This is a genomic window from Vibrio paucivorans (assembly GCF_054053395.1).
In genome coordinates, this window is record NZ_CM133230.1 from 787,174 (window position 1) to 805,531 (window position 18,358).

Consider the following 18,358-nt stretch of genomic DNA (forward strand, 5'->3'; position numbering starts at 1 on the left):
TACACATTGTGTAGCCCTTTTGTGTGTTCGCAATCTAATTGGTTTTCGCTAGTCTTTCAGTCTCCAGCCAACAATTAGGCTGATAAACACCCAGATATACAGCGGCCAGGTACCAACATGACGATAAGGTGTGTGGCCAGTTGTCGAGGTTAACTCAGCTCTGAGGACTCCGGTTTCGAACTGAGGAATTTGCTCAACGACGTTCCCTTGGTAATCAGTCACAGCGGTAACGCCATTATTAGTTGAACGAATCAAAGGCTTACCTAACTCTTTCGCTCTCATACGAGCAATTTCCATATGCTGAAGTGGACCAATGGAATCTCCGAACCACGCATCATTCGATAGAGTTAAGATGAAGTCGGTTTCATCAGTAACGTTTTGTCTGACTTGGTCATTAAAGATAATTTCATAACACAACGCAGGTGCCATATGTCGGCCATTTGCGATAATGTTTGGCTGAATGAATTCCCCTTGGCTGAATGATGACATTGGCAAATTGAAGAAAGGGGCCAACGGGCGCAAAATATCTTCAAATGGTACAAACTCACCGAAAGGCAGTAAGTGGTGTTTATGGTAGCGCTCAGACGGATCATAGCTGTAGTCACCATAAGGTGTTTGCCCTAACGCTAGAATGCTGTTGTAGAACTTTTTATCTTCGCCTTGATTCACGACTCCGGTGATGATGGCGCTATCATTCATTTTTGCAGCTGAGTCGAGATTTCGTAGAAATGAAGGGATCTCGTATTCGAAAGCTGGAATGGCCGCTTCAGGCCAAATAATTACATCAGCATCCCAATTCTCTCGGCTAAGATCGGTGTATTTCATGATAGTAGGCCAGCGTTGACTCGGTAACCATTTGATTGCTTGGTCTATGTTGCCTTGAATGAGTGCTACTTTAGTTGTGTTAGTTGGATCTGGAGTGACCCAAGAAATATTTCTCAGGCCAAAGCCGGTTGCAAACACAACAGCTGGAATGAGTAAGTTCAGCCATATTTTGGGAGAGTTGGACTTATGAATAAACGTGTAAGCAAGGGATGAAGCACACACAATTACCAGTAATGTGATGAGTTCTACCCCTGCTAATGGGGCAAAGTTGGCTAAGGGGGAGTCGATTTGGCTATAGCCTAGCCATAACCAAGGGAACCCAGTCATTACCCATCCTCTAAGCCAATCAAAGATCAACCAAAGTGCAGGGGCTGCCAAGAAAAATCGAGTTTTGTTGCTGCGTGCGAAAAACTTATTCAGTGACCAAGCGAACAGTGCACTGTAGGCAGCCAGATAGCCAACCAACAGCGCCATCAAAAAGAGGCTAGCGGCTTTCGGCATACCGCCAAAATTATCAATACTGATGTGTACCCAGCTGATGCCGGTTGCAAACTGCCCTATGCCCCACGCATAACCTGTAAAAAACGCACTTCTAGGTGAAGTATTGTTGATAAGCAGCAGCAGTAATAGAGGGCTGATAATGGCCAAGGGCCAGATTTGATAAGGAGCAAAGGATAGGGTAGTTAAAGCGCCAACAAAAGCGGCCGCAAGCGGCCGCAGTAGGCGATGAGTAAGGATTTTATTCATCGTTTCTTATTCTGATACTCTCTTTCGAGAGGATTCGCGTTACTCTTCAGTAGGTTCTGGAAGAGGCTCTTCGTCGGGAATCGTAACTTGTAACTGTACCACTCTGCGGTTATCCGCAGCAGATACTTTGAAGCTGTAGTTTTCGATTTCTACCACTTCACCACGAGACGGTAGGTGACCAAGCGCTGTCATAACCATACCACCTACAGTATCGACTTCTTCATCGCTGAAGTCTGTACCAAACGTTTCGTTGAACTCTTCGATCGTCGTTAACGCTTTTACTGCAAATGTATGTTTACTTAGCTTGCGGATATCGACTTCTTCTTCATCGTCGAATTCGTCTTCAATTTCACCAACGATTTCTTCGAGAATGTCTTCGATAGTCACCAAACCAGAAACTCCGCCGAACTCATCTACGACAATCGCCATGTGATATCGTTCCTCACGGAATTCTTTAAGTAGACGATCAACTCGCTTACTTTCCGGAACTACAACCGCTGGGCGTATCACTTGTTCAAAGTCGAACGGGGCACTTTCAGAGCCAAGATATTTGAGTAAGTCCTTCGCAAGCAGGATACCTTCCACATGGTCTTTGTCTTCACTGATCACTGGGTAGCGAGAGTGTTGTGCATCGGTGATGAGAGCAACAAGTGCATCAAGATCATCGCTGCGATCGACGGTAACCATTTGAGAACGCGGGATCATAATATCGCGAACTCGCATTTCGGAGATTTCCATAACACCTTCGAGCATGTCTCTGGTGTCATGATCAATCAGGTCATTTTCCTCTGAGTCGCGAATTACATCAACGAGCTCTTGGCGATCTTTGGGTTCACCTTGGAAAAGTTGACCTAGGCGGCCGAAGAAGGACTTTCTACTCGGACCTTCAGATTTTTCTTTCTTGCCTTCTGTTGAAGAAGGAGAATTATCTTCGTTCATTGTTTCTCTATTAAGTAACGCTATCAGATGTGTGATAGCTCACGTATAGAAACTGGTCTACCTCTAAAGTTTCTATAGCTTCTCAGCAAGGTAAGGATCTTCGAATCCCAACTCATGCATGATTTCTGTTTCGAGGGACTCCATTTCTTCCGCTTCGTCATCCTCGATATGATCATAACCTAGCAGATGCAGAGTGCCATGTACAACCATATGCGCCCAGTGTGCCATCACCGGCTTATTTTGTTGCTCCGCTTCCAGTTCAACTACTTGGCGACAAATAATTAGGTCACCAAGTAAGTCGAGCTCGATGCCTGGAGGCGCCTCAAAAGGAAAAGACAGTACGTTTGTCGGTTTGTCTTTCCCACGGTATTGGTGATTAAGCGTATGGCTTTCTTCACTGTCTACGATTCGTATCGTTACTTCGGCATTTGGCTGGAATTTTGTCACAGCGTTGCTGAACCAAAGATGAACGTCTTGCTCACTTGGCAGTCCTTGTTCATCTTCGACTGCCAATTGTAAATCCAGTTCGATTGCCATTATTTATTCAGCTCTTGTGGTTGTGAGGTGGGAGTCGGCGTATCTGCAAGTTTTGCTTCTCGCTCTTCTCTGCGGCGCCTTTCATACTCTTTGCGCTCTTTTTGATCTTGAGCTTCCCACTTTTCGTAAGCGTTAACGATACGTGCAACCACTGGGTGACGAACAACATCATCAGACTGGAAGAAGTTAAAGCTGATTTCATCCACTTCACTCAATACTTCAATCGCATGACGCAAGCCAGACTTAGCACCTCGTGGTAAATCAATTTGCGTCACGTCGCCAGTAATGACAGCACGCGAATTGAAACCGATACGAGTCAGGAACATCTTCATTTGTTCCACAGTGGTATTTTGGCTTTCATCCAAGATAATAAACGCATCGTTAAGAGTACGGCCGCGCATGTAGGCTAGTGGTGCCACTTCAATTACGTTGCGCTCAATAAGCTTCTCTACTTTCTCGAAGCCAAGCATTTCAAACAACGCATCGTAGAGTGGGCGAAGGTATGGGTCGACTTTTTGGCTCAAATCACCAGGTAAGAAGCCCAACTTCTCACCGGCTTCTACCGCAGGGCGAGTGAGCAAAATGCGACGGATTTCTTGGCGTTCTAATGCATCTACTGCTGCAGCTACCGCTAGATAAGTTTTACCAGTACCTGCCGGACCGATACCAAATGAAATGTCGTGAGTAACCATGTTCACTAGGTATTGAGCTTGATTCGGAGTACGTGGCTTGATTACGCCTTTTTTAGTCTTAATAAAGACTTCTTTGCCATGTTCGATGTTGGATTCTAGGTTTTGCTCTAGAACACCTGTTTCTTTGATGGCTAGGTGTATTTCATCTGGCTCTACATCAGGAATTTTCCCGCGTACTGGAGCGGTGTTAACGTAAAGTGTTTTGATTATTTCTAACGCAGCAGCTGAAGTGTGGGGTTTACCAACGATAGTGAAGAAGTTGCCACGATAACTGATTTCTACACCGAGACGACGTTCTAAGTGTTTGATGTTGTCGTCGAAAGGGCCACATAAACTGGCTAGACGGTGATTGTCTGAAGGTTCTAGATTAATTTCTAGGGTAACGATTTTATTGCTCAAAGTTGCCTCTCATTATTGGCCATTTGTTAAAAGCCCGATTGAGACCGGGCTTTTAATGGCTACATATACCTATCTCTAAGATGGTCACTTAGTGAGGTATTTTCAAGCTTATAGTGATGAAGAGCACTAATTAAGGTGTAAAGGTTGCTACACCTAGCTCATCTTCACGTTTTGTTTTCGCCATCATTTGTGTTGGAGAAATTACGGTACGTAGATCCATGTCTTTCTCTGTACGAACCAGCTCGCCACGTAGAGAGTTAGCAAACACGTCAGTGATCTTCACGTCAACGAACTGACCAATTAGGTCTGCGCTACCTTCAAAGTTCACCACGCGGTTATTTTCAGTGCGTGCACGAAGCTCCATCAAGTTCTTCTTCGATGGGCCTTCAACCAGAACGCGTTGCTCTGTATCTAGCATTAGGCGCGAGTAACGCATCGCTTGTGCATTTACCGTTTGCTGAAGTTCGTATAGACGTTCTTTTTTCTCTTGCTCTAATACGTCACACGGATAGTCCGCAGCGGGTGTACCTGGGCGAGGAGAGAAGATAAAGCTAAAGCTCATATCGAAATCAACGTCTTTAATTAGCTTCATTGTATCTTGGTGATCCTTAGCCGTTTCACCAGGGAAACCAACAATAAAGTCAGAGCTGATTTGAATATCAGGACGCGCTTTACGCAGCTTACGAATGATCGATTTGTATTCGATTGCTGTGTGAGGGCGCTTCATCATAGTAAGGATGCGGTCACTACCACTTTGTACAGGTAGGTGAAGGAAGCTTACAAGCTCTGGTGTGTCTTCATATACTGCGATGATGTCGTCAGTGAACTCTAGTGGATGACTAGTCGTAAAGCGAATACGGTCGATGCCATCAATAGATGCAACAAGACGTAGCAACTCTGCGAAAGAACAAATATCGCCTTCGTGCGTTGGACCACGGTATGCGTTTACGTTTTGACCTAGTAAGTTAACTTCACGTACGCCTTGATCTGCCAGTTGTGCGATCTCGAAAAGAACGTCGTCCATTGGACGGCTAACTTCTTCGCCGCGAGTGTATGGTACTACACAATAGGTACAGTACTTAGAACAGCCTTCCATGATAGAAACGAATGCTGTTGCACCTTCAGCGCGAGGTTCAGGTAGACGGTCAAACTTCTCGATTTCAGGGAAAGAAATGTCCATGACGGGTGCATCATCACTTTGAGATTGCTTAATCATCTCAGGAAGACGGTGCAGAGTTTGTGGGCCGAAAATAACGTCGACAAAAGGTGCACGCTCACGAATGTGGTCGCCTTCTTGAGTGGCAACACAGCCACCAACACCGATCACAACACCGTCGTTCTTATCTTTTAGAGTTTTCCAGCGGCCTAGCTGGTGGAAGACTTTTTCTTGGGCTTTTTCACGAATCGAACAGGTGTTAAGTAACAGAACATCTGCTTCCTCTGGTTCTTCTGTTAGCTCATAGCCATTAGCAGCGTTAAGCAGGTCGGCCATTTTCGATGAATCGTATTCGTTCATCTGGCAGCCCCAGGTTTTAATTAGCAGTTTTTTACTCATGTTGTTCGCTCGATCGTTAGTTTAAATTAAGGGAGCAAATCGCCCAGTGTTTCTTAGTGCCATCCCAGCTTTTATTGCAAAAATGACGATAATTTGTCCGCCCTCTCGGCGGTAAGCGGCGTATTGTACTGCTTTAAAAACCGACTGACTAGTGCTGTCGATAAATCAATTCCAAGCGTTGTTAAATAAGGGTTTTGACCGCAAAGTGGATAAGGTTTTTGATTACATTTTGGTAATGAAAACGTACAATAAAAAACAGCCAATGAATCAATATGATGAAGTACAAATTATGAGCAAGTTTGATGTTGCTGTGATTGGTGGGGGTATGGTTGGTGCCGCTACTGCGATCGGTTTTGCTAAACAAGGCAGAAAGGTAGCCGTTGTTGAAGGTTATGCGCCCAAAGCATTTTCCCCTGAGCAGCCGATGGATATCCGCGTTTCAGCTATCTCTGAACATTCCGTTGCAATATTGGATGAACTTGGGGCATGGAGTGACATCGCAAAGATGCGAGTATGCCCATATCGACGTTTAGAAACCTGGGAGCACCCAGAGTGCCGAACGCGTTTTCACTCTGATGAGCTCGGTATGCCGCAACTTGGTTATATTGTTGAGAACCGACTTATTCAATTGGGCTTATGGCAGCAACTTACTCAATACGAAAATATTGAACTATTTTGCCCTGATACGTTAGAAAACATAGAGTTCGACGAGGTAAATAAGGTGGTTCTGGCTTCTGGTACTACTCTAGAGGCCGAACTAGTGGTTGGCGCAGATGGTGCGAATTCCAAAGTGCGCTCACTGGCCGGGATTGGAGTTACAGCATGGGATTACAGACAGCATTGCATGCTAATCAATGTAAGAACAGCGTTACCCCAACAAGACATTACTTGGCAGCAGTTTACGTCTAGCGGACCGCGTTCATTTTTGCCCCTTCCTTCACTAGATGGCGTAGGGCAGGGTTCATTGGTTTGGTATGACAGCCCGAAACGCATTAAACAGCTTTGTGCCATGACACCAGAGAAGCTTAGGGAAGAGATTGTTGCTCATTTTCCTCCAGAGCTTGGTGATATCGAAGTGCTTCAATTTGGTTCATTTCCTTTGACTCGTCGTCACGCGCAATCGTACAGCAAGAAAAATTGTGTTCTAGTGGGCGATTCAGCACATACGATCAACCCACTTGCTGGGCAGGGGGTGAATTTGGGCTTTAAAGATGTCGAAGTATTGCTAGAGGTTACCGCTGGGCAAGAGGTTATAGGTACGTCAGTGTTGAATCATTATCAACGTAAGCGTAAGCCTGACAACTTGTTGATGCAGTCTGGAATGGACTTATTTTACAAAGGGTTTAGTAACGACATTGCTCCGTTACGGTTCATGCGTAATGCAGCTCTAAAAATTGCCGAGAATTCTGGTCCGTTGAAAAAACAGGTGCTGAAGTATGCTTTAGGCCTGAAGTAACTCATTTTCACTGTGTGAAATACATACAAACAAAAAACGCAGCCATTGGCTGCGTTTTTTCATGCACTAAATATAGCTTACTTAGTTACACGAAGTACTGGAGTCTCACCAACAGTTACAGAACCAGCAAGCTTGTTCAGCTCTTTGATTTCGTCCATGTTAGAGATAACTACAGGAGTTAGAGTAGACTTAGCCTTCTCTTCAAGTAGAGCTAGGTCGAACTCAATGATAGTGTCGCCAGCTTTAACAGCTTGGCCTTCTTCAGCGATACGCTTGAAACCTTCGCCTTTTAGTTCAACGGTATCGATACCGAAGTGAACAAATAGCTCAACGCCATCGTCAGACTCGATAGAGAAAGCGTGGTTAGTTTCGAAGATCTTACCGATAGTACCGTTAACAGGAGCTACCATTTTGTCGCCAGCAGGCTTGATAGCAATACCGTCACCTACGATCTTTTCAGCGAAAACAACATCTGGCACATCTTCAATGTTTACGATTTCACCAGATAGAGGTGCGATGATTTCAATTGCACCAGCGTCAGCACTGTCATCAGATACTAGCTTCTTAAGTTTGTCAAACAGACCCATTGTGTCATGCTCCTAACGTTTAGTTTTATTCTGTCGAATTATAGTATACCAATCATAGAGAATAGACGACTACTTTTAGTCGTCTATCCCTTGTTGTTGCTTATGATTTAGGGGTATCAGCAGATTATTGAGACTTTTCTGCAATAAATTTTTCTACGCAAGCTTCGATTTCAGCAGCGGTTGGAAGAGAAAGTGCTTCCTCTGCCATTGCTTTCACTTCTGCGAAGTTAGAGTTACGAACGACTTTCTTCACTTTCGGGATAGAGATGCCGCTCATTGAGAACTCATCTAGACCCATACCCAATAGAAGTAGTGTCGCACGCTCGTCACCAGCAAGCTCACCACACATACCAGTCCACTTGCCTTCTGCATGAGAAGCATCGATCACTTGTTTGATCACTGTTAGTACAGCTGGTGATAGCGGGTTGTATAGGTGAGAAATCATTTCATTACCGCGATCTACCGCTAGCGTGTACTGCGTTAAGTCGTTAGTACCGATAGAGAAGAAAGATACTTCTTTCGCTAGGTGGTGCGCGATAGCCGCTGCAGCAGGGGTTTCAACCATTACGCCGATTTCGATTTCTTCATCGAACGCTAAGCCTTCTGCACGTAGCTCTGCTTTGTACTCTTCGATTGCTTTCTTAAGCTCACGGATTTCTTCAACAGAGATAATCATTGGGAACATGATACGCAGTTTTCCGTGTGCAGAAGCACGTAGAATACCACGTAGCTGATCGCGTAGGATTTCACGACGATCTAAGCTGATACGAACTGCACGCCAGCCTAGGAACGGGTTCATCTCTTGTGGCAGATCCATGTATGGAAGATCTTTGTCACCACCGATATCCATAGTACGGATGATCACTGATTGACCGTTCATTGCTTCCGCAACTTCTTTGTACGCTTGGTACTGCTCTTCTTCAGTAGGAAGTGCGTCGCGGTCCATAAATAGGAATTCAGTACGGTACAGGCCAACACCTTCACCACCGTTACGGATGATACCGTCACAGTCTTTAACCGTACCAATGTTACCGCAAACTTCTACGCGGTGACCGTCAGTCGTTTCTGCGTGTAAATCTTTTAGTTTAGCTAGCTCTTCTTTCTCAGCTGCGAATGCTGCTTTTACCGCTTTCGCTTCCTCTATCTCTGCTTCAGATGGGTTAACAACAATCTTGTTGTTCATCGCGTCAAGAATCAGCATATCGCCGTTCTTAACGCGCGATGTGATGTCGTTAGTGCCAACAATCGCTGGAAGTTCTAATGAACGAGCCATGATTGAAGTGTGAGAAGTACGACCGCCGATGTCACAAGCAAAACCAAGAACGTAGTCAAGGTTGATCTGCGCTGTTTCAGATGGAGTAAGGTCGTAAGCAACTAGAATAACTTCTTCATCGATATCGCTTAGCGAGACAATGTTGATGCCTAGTGCATTTTTTACAAAACGTGTACCGATATCGCGGATATCAGTTGCACGCTCTTTTAGGTATTCGTCGTCTAGAGACTCAAGTGCCGTCGCTTGTTCTTCGATAACTGTGTGAATCGCGTTATCAGCGTGCATCTTGTCTTTTTTGATCAGTGCTAGGATTTCTTCTTCTAGCTCTTCGTCTTCAAGAAGCATGATGTGACCTTCAAAGATCGCTTCTTTTTCTTCACCAAACGTCTCAAGAGCTTTCTGCTTGATTGTTTCTAGCTGTGCTGCGGATTTGTTACGCGCATCGAAGAAGCGTTGAACTTCTGCTTCGACTTGATCGTCTGAAATGGAGTTTGTATTTAGGACTATTTCATCTTCTTGAAGAAGTAGTGCTTTACCAAAAGCAATACCTGGAGATGCTAGGATGCCTGAAATCATAGCCTTACCTTAAATTGGTCAACTGTAAACGGGAGAGTGTGAACTAAAGTGCTAACGATAAGTTGTAGCTCAAGTTTTGCCCTATTTCCAACGAAGCCATTTTGCTTTCACAAAATGGCTTCGAAAATAGGAGACCGGATTAGTGTAGTTGGTCCATTAGAGCAACTAGGTGGTCAACAGCTTGTTGAGCTTGTGGGCCTTCAGCTGAAATAGTTACTTTAGTACCTTTTACAAGGCCAAGAGTTTGTAGCTTGAATAGGCTTTTCGCGCTAGCGCTCTTGCCGTTAGAAGTCACAGTGATGTCCGCGTCGAATGCTTTAGCTTCTTTAACGAACTGTGCAGCTGGACGAGTGTGAAGACCGTTTTCTGCAGTGATTTCTACTTGCTTCTCGTACATGTTATATACCCCAATTGATTTATTTTTTGTTAGTTTCTAAGCCAGAATTAGCTTAACTCCTTAAACACGTTTCTGCTAGCAGGGTAACGTTGTTTTCGTGTCAGAACTGATACTGGCTAAAAATTTAACAATCGCAAAGTCAGTCTATGCTGTTTTATGCCATTGTATGAAATTCGTTTTAACTTCTTTTATTTTGAAGCTAAAAATAAAACAGCCCTGATATTACCAAAGGTGAGGCAGGGATCAACAAAAAAGCCCCTGAATGGGGCTTTTTTAAACTAAAAATTGATTTGAGCCATATTACTGTTGGTTCTCTTTTTCAGTAAAAATGCCTGCAAATAGTGCTGTGCTTAGGTAGCGCTCACCAGAACTTGGTAGAACAGTTACAATGGTTTTTCCTGCAAATTCAGTTAGTTCCGCTAGTCGGTTTGCTGCAACAACGGCTGCACCTGAAGAAATACCGGCTAAGATACCTTCTTCTTCCATTAGGCGACGAGCCATTTCAATCGCTTCGTCTGAAGTGACAGATTCAACTCGGTCTAGAAGCTCTAAATCTAGGTTGCCAGGAATGAAACCTGCGCCGATACCCTGAATTTTATGTGGAGCTGGTTGAATTTCGTCACCCGCTAGCGCTTGAGCAATAACAGGAGACTCAGCTGGCTCTACAGCGACAGAAACGATGTTTTTGCCTTTCTCGCCTTTAATGTAACGACTTGTACCTGTAATAGTACCGCCTGTACCTACGCCCGCAACGAACACATCAATTTCACCATCTGTTGCTTCCCAGATTTCAGGGCCAGTGGTCTTCTCGTGGATTTCTGGGTTCGCTGGGTTGTTGAATTGTTGAAGTAGTAGATACTTGTCTGGGTTACTTGCAACGATTTCTTCAGCTTTTGCAATTGCACCTTTCATGCCTTTTGCAGCTTCAGTAAGCTCTAGGTTTGCACCCAGCGCTTTTAGAAGCTTACGACGTTCTAGGCTCATTGACTCAGGCATTGTAAGAGTCAGTTTGTAACCGCGTGCCGCTGCAACAAATGCTAGAGCAACACCAGTGTTACCACTTGTCGGTTCTACTAACTCAACACCAGCTTTTAGCTTACCGTCTTTCTCAGCTTGCCAAATCATGTTTGCACCGATACGACACTTAACACTGAAGCTAGGGTTACGAGCTTCGATTTTTGCCAGTACCTTACCTTTGCTTACTTTGTTTAAGCGGACAAGAGGTGTGTTACCAATAGTCAGTGAATTGTCTTCGTAGATTTTGCTCATAGTGATGTTCCTTCATTACACGTTGTACGTGGTTTGCACGTTTGTGATTACGTTTAGAAGAATATTCGCTAACAGAAAAACCGAAAAGGATTAAAAAGTTATAACTTATAGAAGGGAAGGAATTAAGCGCTCTAGCTTATGAAAATGAGCTCCCTAGAGCGCATAAATACTTATTTATCTTTGAACTCTGCCACCCACATAGCTGTGGCTCCACAGACAGCAACAGGCATGATGATCAAATTGAGAACAGGAATTGTAGTGAATAATGCGACTAACGCACCAAAGCCATATGCTTTTGACTGTTTTTGTTTCAATTTGTATCGCATGTCATTAAAGCTCACTTTGTGATTATCGAATGGATAATCACAGTATTGAATTGCCAAAATCCACGCAGTAAAAATGAACCACAAAATTGGCCCAATGGTTTGGCCGAGTGCTGGGATCAGTAGTAGCAAAAACAGACCAATGGCCTTTGGCAGTACATAGACTAATTTTCGCCATTCTCTGGCCATAATACGCGGCGTATCTTTGAGCGTGTCAAATAGGCTATCGTCGTTAATTCTGTTTCCTACTAGCTTTTCCTCTACTTTTTCGGCGAGTAATCCATTAAAAGGAGCGGCAATGAAATTGGCAAAGGTGCTGAAGAAATAAGAAAAAGTCCCTAAGATAGTGATTACCACTAACGGCCATAGCAAATAGCTTAACCAGCTTAGAAATTCTGGTAGTTGCCCCATCAATTGATCAATCCACCCCCCCATATTTGAGAAAAGATAAAAAAGCGCGCCACCCACTAATACGATGTTGGCCAATAATGGCATTAGAACGAAGCGCCTGATTCCTGGAGCAAGGGCAAGTTCAATCCCGTAGAAGAAGTAGCCAAACCCGGTGCGTTGCTTAAAACTTGAACTCATAACGGTGGTTTTCCTCATGTTGTGAAGTCATTTTGAGTACGCTTTTAATTGTACTTATCTAATTTGAGAAAAAAAGCGTGGTCAAAATCACATCATTATTGGAACTTCTAACATTAAGTTGTTCTAAAACAGTGGAGAGTTTTGGTAAAGTATCGATAAAGTCATATAAATTCACCTCGCAATAGAGCAAGGACATTGCGCTATCGGTGAGAGTTTGAGAGTGAAGCATGCAGGAATTGCGATTCGTACTTATTATTGTCGGCGCGCTAGCGATAGCCGCGTTACTGTTTCATGGTCTTTGGACAAGTAAGAAAGAAGGAAAAGCCAAGTTTGGTGATAAGCCACTTGGAAAGTTAAAAGTCGAGAACGACGAATCCCAAGATACACCTCAACGAGCGTTCGCTCCGGAAGATGATTTCGAGATTATTCGCAAGGATCGAAAAGAACCTGATTTTGGCGCTGGTGGTGAACATGCTGAGGTAGACCCTCTGATTGACGGCTATGAACCTGAACGAGATATCGCTGATGAGCCAGCCGTAGCCAGTAAAGAAGTCACTGAAGAGCTCGATGTTTTACCTTCTTTTAAAGCGATAGAAGAACCAGAGGTTGATACAGAAGTTAGCTCACTAGTTGCTGAAAAAAGTGATGCCGAAAATGTGAATATTGAACCCGACGTTGCCTCTGACGAAGACGTGCAGCAAACACCAACAAGTGCTGAAAGTCCTGCTGAGCCAGAAATGGAAGTTATAGTGCTAAACGTGCACTGTGCAGGTAATGACGCATTTATTGGTACCAAGCTATTTGATAGCATGCAACAAAATGGCTTGTTATACGGCGAAATGGATATTTTCCACCGCCATTCAGATTTGTCTGGAACAGGTAAAGTGCTGTTTAGTGTCGCGAACATGATGCAACCAGGTACCTTAAAGCATGATGATCCTGCTGAATTTAGTACCAAAGGTATTTCATTCTTTATGACCCTACCTTGCTTTGGTGAAGCCGATCAGAACTTTAAGTTGATGCTCAAGACTGCACAGCAAATTGCAGATGACTTAGGGGGTAATGTATTGGATGATGCTCGAAATCTAATGACCCCTGATCGACTAGCGAAATACCGCCGTCAAATCCAAGATTTTGATAACGCTAGAAAAACAGCTTAAGAATCAGCGAAGGCTCCTAGAGGGAGCCTTTTTTAATGCGATGACCAGTTAGAGTTAAGTATGTCCCAATCAATCAATCAAAAATTGAACCAGTTAAAAGAGACGCTGCATTACCATGCGGTCCGTTATTACGTAGAAGATGCTCCTGAAATTCCAGATGCAGAATACGATCGTTTGATGCGAGAGTTGTTGGAACTGGAAGAGCAAAATCCAGAGCTTGTCACTATAGACTCACCAAGCCAAAGGGTTGGTGGTGCTCCTCTTGATGGCTTTGAGCAAGTCACGCACGAAATTGCCATGTTGTCGCTGGATAACGCATTTAATGACGACGAGTTGGATGCGTTTAATAAGCGTATGAATGATCGTCTCGCACCGCTGAAAACAGGTAAATACTGCTGTGAACCTAAACTTGATGGTTTAGCGGTAAGTCTTTTGTATGAAAATGGTGTTTTGGTTCAAGCAGCAACTCGTGGTGATGGCACTACGGGTGAGAATATTACCGATAATGTACGTACCATAAGCGCTATCCCTCTAAAGCTTCAAGGTGAAGGTTGGCCTCAACGACTTGAAGTGCGTGGTGAAGTCTTCATGCCTACGGCTGGTTTTGAAAAGTTGAATCAAGATGCTGCCAAAAAGGGTGAAAAGGTATTTGTGAACCCGCGTAACGCAGCAGCAGGCAGTTTACGCCAACTAGATTCACGTATTACCGCTAAAAGGCCGCTAAGTTTTTATGCCTATAGCGTTGGTGTGGTCGAAGGTGCAGCATTATCAAACAGCCACTACCATCGTTTTTTACAGCTTAAGTCCTGGGGGCTGCCAATGTGTCCTGAGACTAAGCTGGTTGAATCTATGGAAGATGTGAAAGCGTACTACAAAGACATCTTGGAGCGCCGTGAACAATTGGCCTACGAGATTGATGGGGTAGTAATTAAGCTCGATGACATTGAACTGCAGCTTCAACTGGGTTTTGTTGCAAGAGCGCCACGCTGGGCTATTGCCTACAAATTTCCCGCACAAGAAGAGCTTACTGTTTTAAATGATGTCGAGTTTCAAGTTGGACGAACAGGGGCAATCACACCGGTTGCTAAACTTGAGCCTGTTTTTGTTGGTGGCGTAACCGTAAGTAACGCGACACTGCACAATGCGGACGAAATTCAGCGCTTAGGAGTAAAGGTTGGTGACACCGTCGTTATTCGCCGCGCAGGTGACGTTATTCCTCAAATTGTCTCTGTTGTACTAGACCGTCGTCCTGTGTCGGCAAGAGATATTGTATTTCCTACTCAATGTCCGATTTGCCAATCTACGGTTGAGAAATTAGAAAGCGAGGCAGTCGCTCGTTGTAGCGGTGGTTTGATATGCCAAGCGCAACGTAAAGAGGCCTTAAAGCATTTCGTATCACGTAAGGCTCTGGATGTTGACGGCTTAGGTGATAAAGTCATTGAACAGCTTGTTGACCGAGAAATGGTAGAAACACCAGCGGACCTTTTCAAACTGTCGGCTGGTGTTATTACTGTGTTGGAAAGAATGGGGCCAAAGTCGGCGCAGAACATAGTTAACGCATTAAATAAATCTAAAAGCACCACTTTAGCTCGTTTTATTTATTCTTTAGGTATCAGAGAGGTTGGCGAAGCTACGGCAGCGAACTTAGCTCAGCACTTTTTCACACTTGATGCTATTCAAAATGCTGATCATCAACAGTTGATTGAAGTTCAAGATATTGGTGACGTTGTGGCGAAGCATATAGTGGCATTCTTCGCTCAGGACAAGAATCAGTCTGTGATTTCGGAGCTCATTGAGCATGGAGTGCAATGGCCGGAAATCGAAGAGATTGACGAATCTAAGCCTTTACCGCTTGCTGGTAAGACGGTGGTTCTGACGGGATCTTTGTCTCAGTTAACAAGAAGTGATGCGAAGGCTGCACTGCAAGCACTTGGTGCGAAAGTGACTGGAAGTGTATCTAAAAAAACTGACATTTTGTTTGCTGGAGAAGCTGCAGGTTCTAAGTTAACCAAAGCTCAAGAGCTAGGAATTGAAGTTAGAAGCGAGCAAGACCTACTTAATTTGATGTGATTATTTAAATAAGTGTCGACTATACAAGCCTTAGTTTTAATAGAACTAAGGCTTTTTTCTTGCCTGAAATTTACCCTCAAATTTCATGAAAACAATCTATGGATATTTAAAGTGATCCGGCTCATACCTAGAGGCCACAGTGCAAAGTTCCATAAAATGATGCGACGCACTTCAAAATTAATAAATTAACACCAAACCTAAGTTGTTGTAATTTATGTATTTACCTTTTTTGATCTTGTTTTTTTGTTTGAAATGAAGATGTGGATCACTAACTTGGAAAAACTTTGCAATGGGTCATATTTTTTTAGTTAAAAATTAAGTTCTAATTGATGTTTTTTGATGCGAAGTTAGTCTTCTAACTATGGATACACGGCGTGTATGCAGGAAAAAGAAAATCGAAGTTAATGACTAATTTAGATTTTCAACATAGGAAATGATTTCTCCCTTCGGCGGCCAACTTAAGGTGAGGAATATAAAAAGACAGCTATATCCATTTTTAGGAGTTTTTTTCATGGACAAAATGTTTAAACGCACACTTCTAGGCGCGACTATCGCACTTGCATCAACTGGCGTAATGGCTAAGCAAGTAGGTGTTAACTCAGACTTTACGGTTGAAGTTTACGGTGTTGCAGCAATCTCTGTTGTTAACTACAACGTTTCAGATAACAAAGCAGGTGAGAACTCAACTGGTGGTGCAGGCCAAATGGGTTTCGTAGTAGAAAATGAATCTCGTATCGGCTTCCGTGCTCATAAAGATATGTTTGAAAACTTTAAGATCACCATGCAAATTGAATCTGGTTATGTAGATAATATCGACTGGGCTCACGGTGGTGTGGCAGGTGGTGTGCTAGGTTTCCGTGATACATATATCGGTGCTTCTGGTGACTGGGGTAATGTACGCATTGGTCGTGTTCTAACACCAACTTATGAACTAATTGACTGGCCATTTTCTAACCCTGGTCTAGGTTCTGTATTTGACTGGGGTGGTATCAACGCTCACTACGATCGTCAATCTAACCAGGTTCGTTACGACTCTCCTTCTTTCGGTGGTTTCTCTTTTGCAGCGTCTGTCGGTCGCGACACTAATGCTAATGAGCCAGGAACTGGTGGTGCAGCGACTAAAGATTCAAACTTCTTCAGTGGTAACGCAAAGTACACATTCGAAAAAGTTACGTTAATGGGTGGTGTTGAAACTGGTTCTGATTTCCGCGGTGTTACGAATCAAGACAACTTGACTTACCTATTAGGTGCAGAAGTTGGTCTTCCAGGTGGTTTTGGTCTAGCAGCCGCATACAAGATGGAAGAGCTTGATGGTTACCTGGGTGTTAATGGCGCGAAAGTTGATCAAGGTTCTTACTCAATCATTGGTCAATACTGGAACGGCCCTCTAGGCATTAAGGTGGGCTACGCAGCTAATGACGAAGCAGAATTGAACGGTATGACCGTAACTGATTCTGACAGCAACACTATTTCTGCTCAGGTTATGGGCGTTATCAACGGTTTTGTACCATACGTTCGTGTAGCAGGTCGTACCGCTGGCAGCCTTGATACCGATATCGTTACTCGTTTTGGTCTGGAGTACGGTTTCTAACCGACCTCTAACTAAAAACATATTAATATCTTCTGTGTTTATTCACAGAGTTAAATATAAACGCTGGCTAGTAGTCAGCGTTTTTTATAATAATAACAAAGGGTAGGCAGTTTTAGTCACCGTTGATTGAAAAGGCAGAAGTTTATGCAGAAGACTAGTATTGTATTAATTGCTTTCACATTAAGTGCTTGTTCGTCGTTAGACTCTAAGAGCGACTTTATAGATGCGGTGGACACGATTAAAGATCGCAAAAATTATGTAGAAGTAGTTGCTAAGGATTATTCTCCAGATTTCAAGGCTGTATCTGGACCAAATATTATGAAGTCGGAGTTGATTCTAAACGCCAACTTCCCAAAAGCAGATGTCAAAGTGCCTGAATCATATATCGCTTTTGAAGTCAGCTATTTCCAGAATTACGATGAGTACAAGACAGTTTCCTATAACGGAAACAATTACCCATTGAAATCGCTACAAGCAACAGTGAATAGCTGTAATGAGCATTGTACAACAACGCAGTATGTGAGCTTTCCTATTGATATTGAAAGTATCAAAACATCTGCAAAAGATGGGTTCGAATTTCAAATGGCTTCTTCGGGGAAAGGTTTAGTTACTGATTTTGAAATCCCTGCTGGTTACTTCAATGCTGTAGTAGATGAATCAGAGCGATACTTGGCTACAGGTTCATCGGCAGCTGTTGCCGCGCCAGTCGCAGTCGCTGCACCAGCAGTAGTGAAAGAAGCAAAACCTGCCCCCGCTGCTGTAAGTAAACCACAAGAGATGGTTGAATACTGGTACCAAGAAGCATCCGATGCAGAAAAGCAGCAGTTCACAGATTGGGCATTCCAAAATCGTAAAGGCGATGTTGCGAAACTTTCGACTGATAGCCAAAGTGCACAAATGATGAGCTACTGGTTTGGTAAAGCGGGTGATAATGAACGCAAACAAATTCTGACTTGGTTATTGAGCCAGTAACTGGTCGCTAATTGCAAGGGAGCACATAGTGCTCCCTTTTTTATTACTGCTTACTATGCTGGCAGATGACAATCGGCAAATACTTCATTGTGCCATCAGGTAACTCACACATAACCAAAGGACCTGTTGCACTGTTTCCATCTTGTGGATCAGCTAGTGCGCTACTGCTAAAAATACTAAAGCTTAGACAGGTAGCGAGGATAAGTATTTTTCTGAACATAACGGACTCCTTGACGAGCATACCTCAACCGCGAGGTTTGCTGTTAAGTATGGACAAAAAAACAACTCTTTCAAAAAAAAATACAAAATTTCAATTAATTACGTAAAAAATGTAACTTTGTTAAGGTGAGTAATTCTAAAGGGTTATTACGCGATAAGATAAAATCCTGAGCTATCCCAAAT

16 protein-coding genes are annotated in these 18,358 nt (G+C 43.6%); 5 read left to right on the forward strand and 11 right to left on the reverse strand.

Annotation, left to right across the window (positions count from 1 at the left end; genetic code table 11):
- Nucleotides 1-48 precede the first annotated feature (48 nt).
- The 5 genes from lnt to miaB all read right to left on the reverse strand — a co-directional run bounded on the left by lnt (nucleotide 49) and on the right by miaB (nucleotide 5,694).
- A complete protein-coding gene (lnt, locus tag ACXABW_RS03780) occupies nucleotides 49-1,572 on the reverse strand; it encodes an apolipoprotein N-acyltransferase (RefSeq protein WP_457524073.1) in 1,524 nt (507 codons plus the stop codon).
- A 39-nt stretch (nucleotides 1,573-1,611) separates the two neighbouring features.
- Nucleotides 1,612-2,511 (reverse strand): CNNM family magnesium/cobalt transport protein CorC, encoded by a 900-nt coding sequence (corC, locus tag ACXABW_RS03785; RefSeq protein WP_252029785.1) that lies wholly within the window; start codon nucleotides 2,509-2,511, stop codon nucleotides 1,612-1,614.
- Nucleotides 2,512-2,583: 72 nt separating this feature from the next.
- A complete protein-coding gene (ybeY, locus tag ACXABW_RS03790) occupies nucleotides 2,584-3,048 on the reverse strand; it encodes an rRNA maturation RNase YbeY (RefSeq protein ID WP_252029786.1) in 465 nt (154 codons plus the stop codon).
- Nucleotides 3,048-4,139 carry a PhoH family protein gene (locus ACXABW_RS03795; protein ID WP_252029787.1) on the reverse strand — a complete coding sequence of 364 codons (1,092 nt, stop codon included), beginning with the start codon at nucleotides 4,137-4,139 and terminating at the stop codon, nucleotides 3,048-3,050. Before ACXABW_RS03795 ends, ybeY begins: the two co-directional genes overlap by 1 nt.
- 130 nt (nucleotides 4,140-4,269) lie before the next feature.
- Nucleotides 4,270-5,694: a tRNA (N6-isopentenyl adenosine(37)-C2)-methylthiotransferase MiaB gene (gene miaB / locus ACXABW_RS03800; RefSeq protein WP_457524075.1), complete on the reverse strand. Its 1,425-nt coding sequence runs from the start codon at nucleotides 5,692-5,694 to the stop codon at nucleotides 4,270-4,272.
- A gap of 289 nt (nucleotides 5,695-5,983) precedes the next feature.
- Here miaB and ACXABW_RS03805 point away from each other — a divergent pair, with 289 nt between their 5' ends.
- Nucleotides 5,984-7,150 (forward strand): 2-octaprenyl-3-methyl-6-methoxy-1,4-benzoquinol hydroxylase, encoded by a 1,167-nt coding sequence (locus ACXABW_RS03805; protein ID WP_457524077.1) that lies wholly within the window; start codon nucleotides 5,984-5,986, stop codon nucleotides 7,148-7,150.
- Nucleotides 7,151-7,227: 77 nt separating this feature from the next.
- On the opposite strand, the gene crr is transcribed toward ACXABW_RS03805, so the two are convergent.
- The 5 genes from crr to cysZ form a co-directional block, all read right to left on the reverse strand.
- Nucleotides 7,228-7,737 (reverse strand): PTS glucose transporter subunit IIA, encoded by a 510-nt coding sequence (crr, locus tag ACXABW_RS03810; RefSeq protein WP_252029790.1) that lies wholly within the window; start codon nucleotides 7,735-7,737, stop codon nucleotides 7,228-7,230.
- Nucleotides 7,738-7,861: 124 nt separating this feature from the next.
- Complete coding sequence (gene ptsI, locus ACXABW_RS03815; protein WP_457524079.1) at nucleotides 7,862-9,586, reverse strand: phosphoenolpyruvate-protein phosphotransferase PtsI; 1,725 nt, start codon at nucleotides 9,584-9,586, stop codon at nucleotides 7,862-7,864.
- A 139-nt stretch (nucleotides 9,587-9,725) separates the two neighbouring features.
- Nucleotides 9,726-9,983, reverse strand: coding sequence for an HPr family phosphocarrier protein (locus tag ACXABW_RS03820; protein WP_252029792.1), 258 nt, complete (start codon nucleotides 9,981-9,983; stop codon nucleotides 9,726-9,728).
- A 300-nt stretch (nucleotides 9,984-10,283) separates the two neighbouring features.
- Entirely contained in the window at nucleotides 10,284-11,252 is a 969-nt protein-coding gene (gene cysK, locus ACXABW_RS03825; protein WP_457524081.1) for a cysteine synthase A, read from the reverse strand.
- Nucleotides 11,253-11,422: 170 nt separating this feature from the next.
- Nucleotides 11,423-12,163 (reverse strand): sulfate transporter CysZ, encoded by a 741-nt coding sequence (gene cysZ, locus ACXABW_RS03830; protein WP_457524082.1) that lies wholly within the window; start codon nucleotides 12,161-12,163, stop codon nucleotides 11,423-11,425.
- Between the two features lie 227 nt (nucleotides 12,164-12,390).
- Between cysZ and zipA the strand changes: the two genes are divergently transcribed.
- From zipA to ACXABW_RS03850, 4 genes are all read left to right on the forward strand, one after another.
- Complete coding sequence (gene zipA / locus ACXABW_RS03835) at nucleotides 12,391-13,323, forward strand: cell division protein ZipA (protein WP_457524084.1); 933 nt, start codon at nucleotides 12,391-12,393, stop codon at nucleotides 13,321-13,323.
- A 60-nt stretch (nucleotides 13,324-13,383) separates the two neighbouring features.
- Entirely contained in the window at nucleotides 13,384-15,393 is a 2,010-nt protein-coding gene (ligA, locus tag ACXABW_RS03840) for an NAD-dependent DNA ligase LigA (protein WP_457524085.1), read from the forward strand.
- A 511-nt stretch (nucleotides 15,394-15,904) separates the two neighbouring features.
- Nucleotides 15,905-16,984, forward strand: a complete 1,080-nt coding sequence (locus ACXABW_RS03845; RefSeq protein WP_457524087.1) for a porin — start codon at nucleotides 15,905-15,907, stop codon at nucleotides 16,982-16,984.
- A gap of 144 nt (nucleotides 16,985-17,128) precedes the next feature.
- On the forward strand, nucleotides 17,129-17,956 hold the full coding sequence (locus ACXABW_RS03850; RefSeq protein ID WP_457524089.1) for a DUF2057 family protein: 828 nt from the start codon (nucleotides 17,129-17,131) through the stop codon (nucleotides 17,954-17,956).
- Between the two features lie 43 nt (nucleotides 17,957-17,999).
- Here ACXABW_RS03850 and ACXABW_RS03855 read toward each other — a convergent pair whose 3' ends face one another.
- Nucleotides 18,000-18,176: a hypothetical protein gene (locus ACXABW_RS03855; RefSeq protein WP_252029802.1), complete on the reverse strand. Its 177-nt coding sequence runs from the start codon at nucleotides 18,174-18,176 to the stop codon at nucleotides 18,000-18,002.
- Nucleotides 18,177-18,358: the final 182 nt, after the last annotated feature.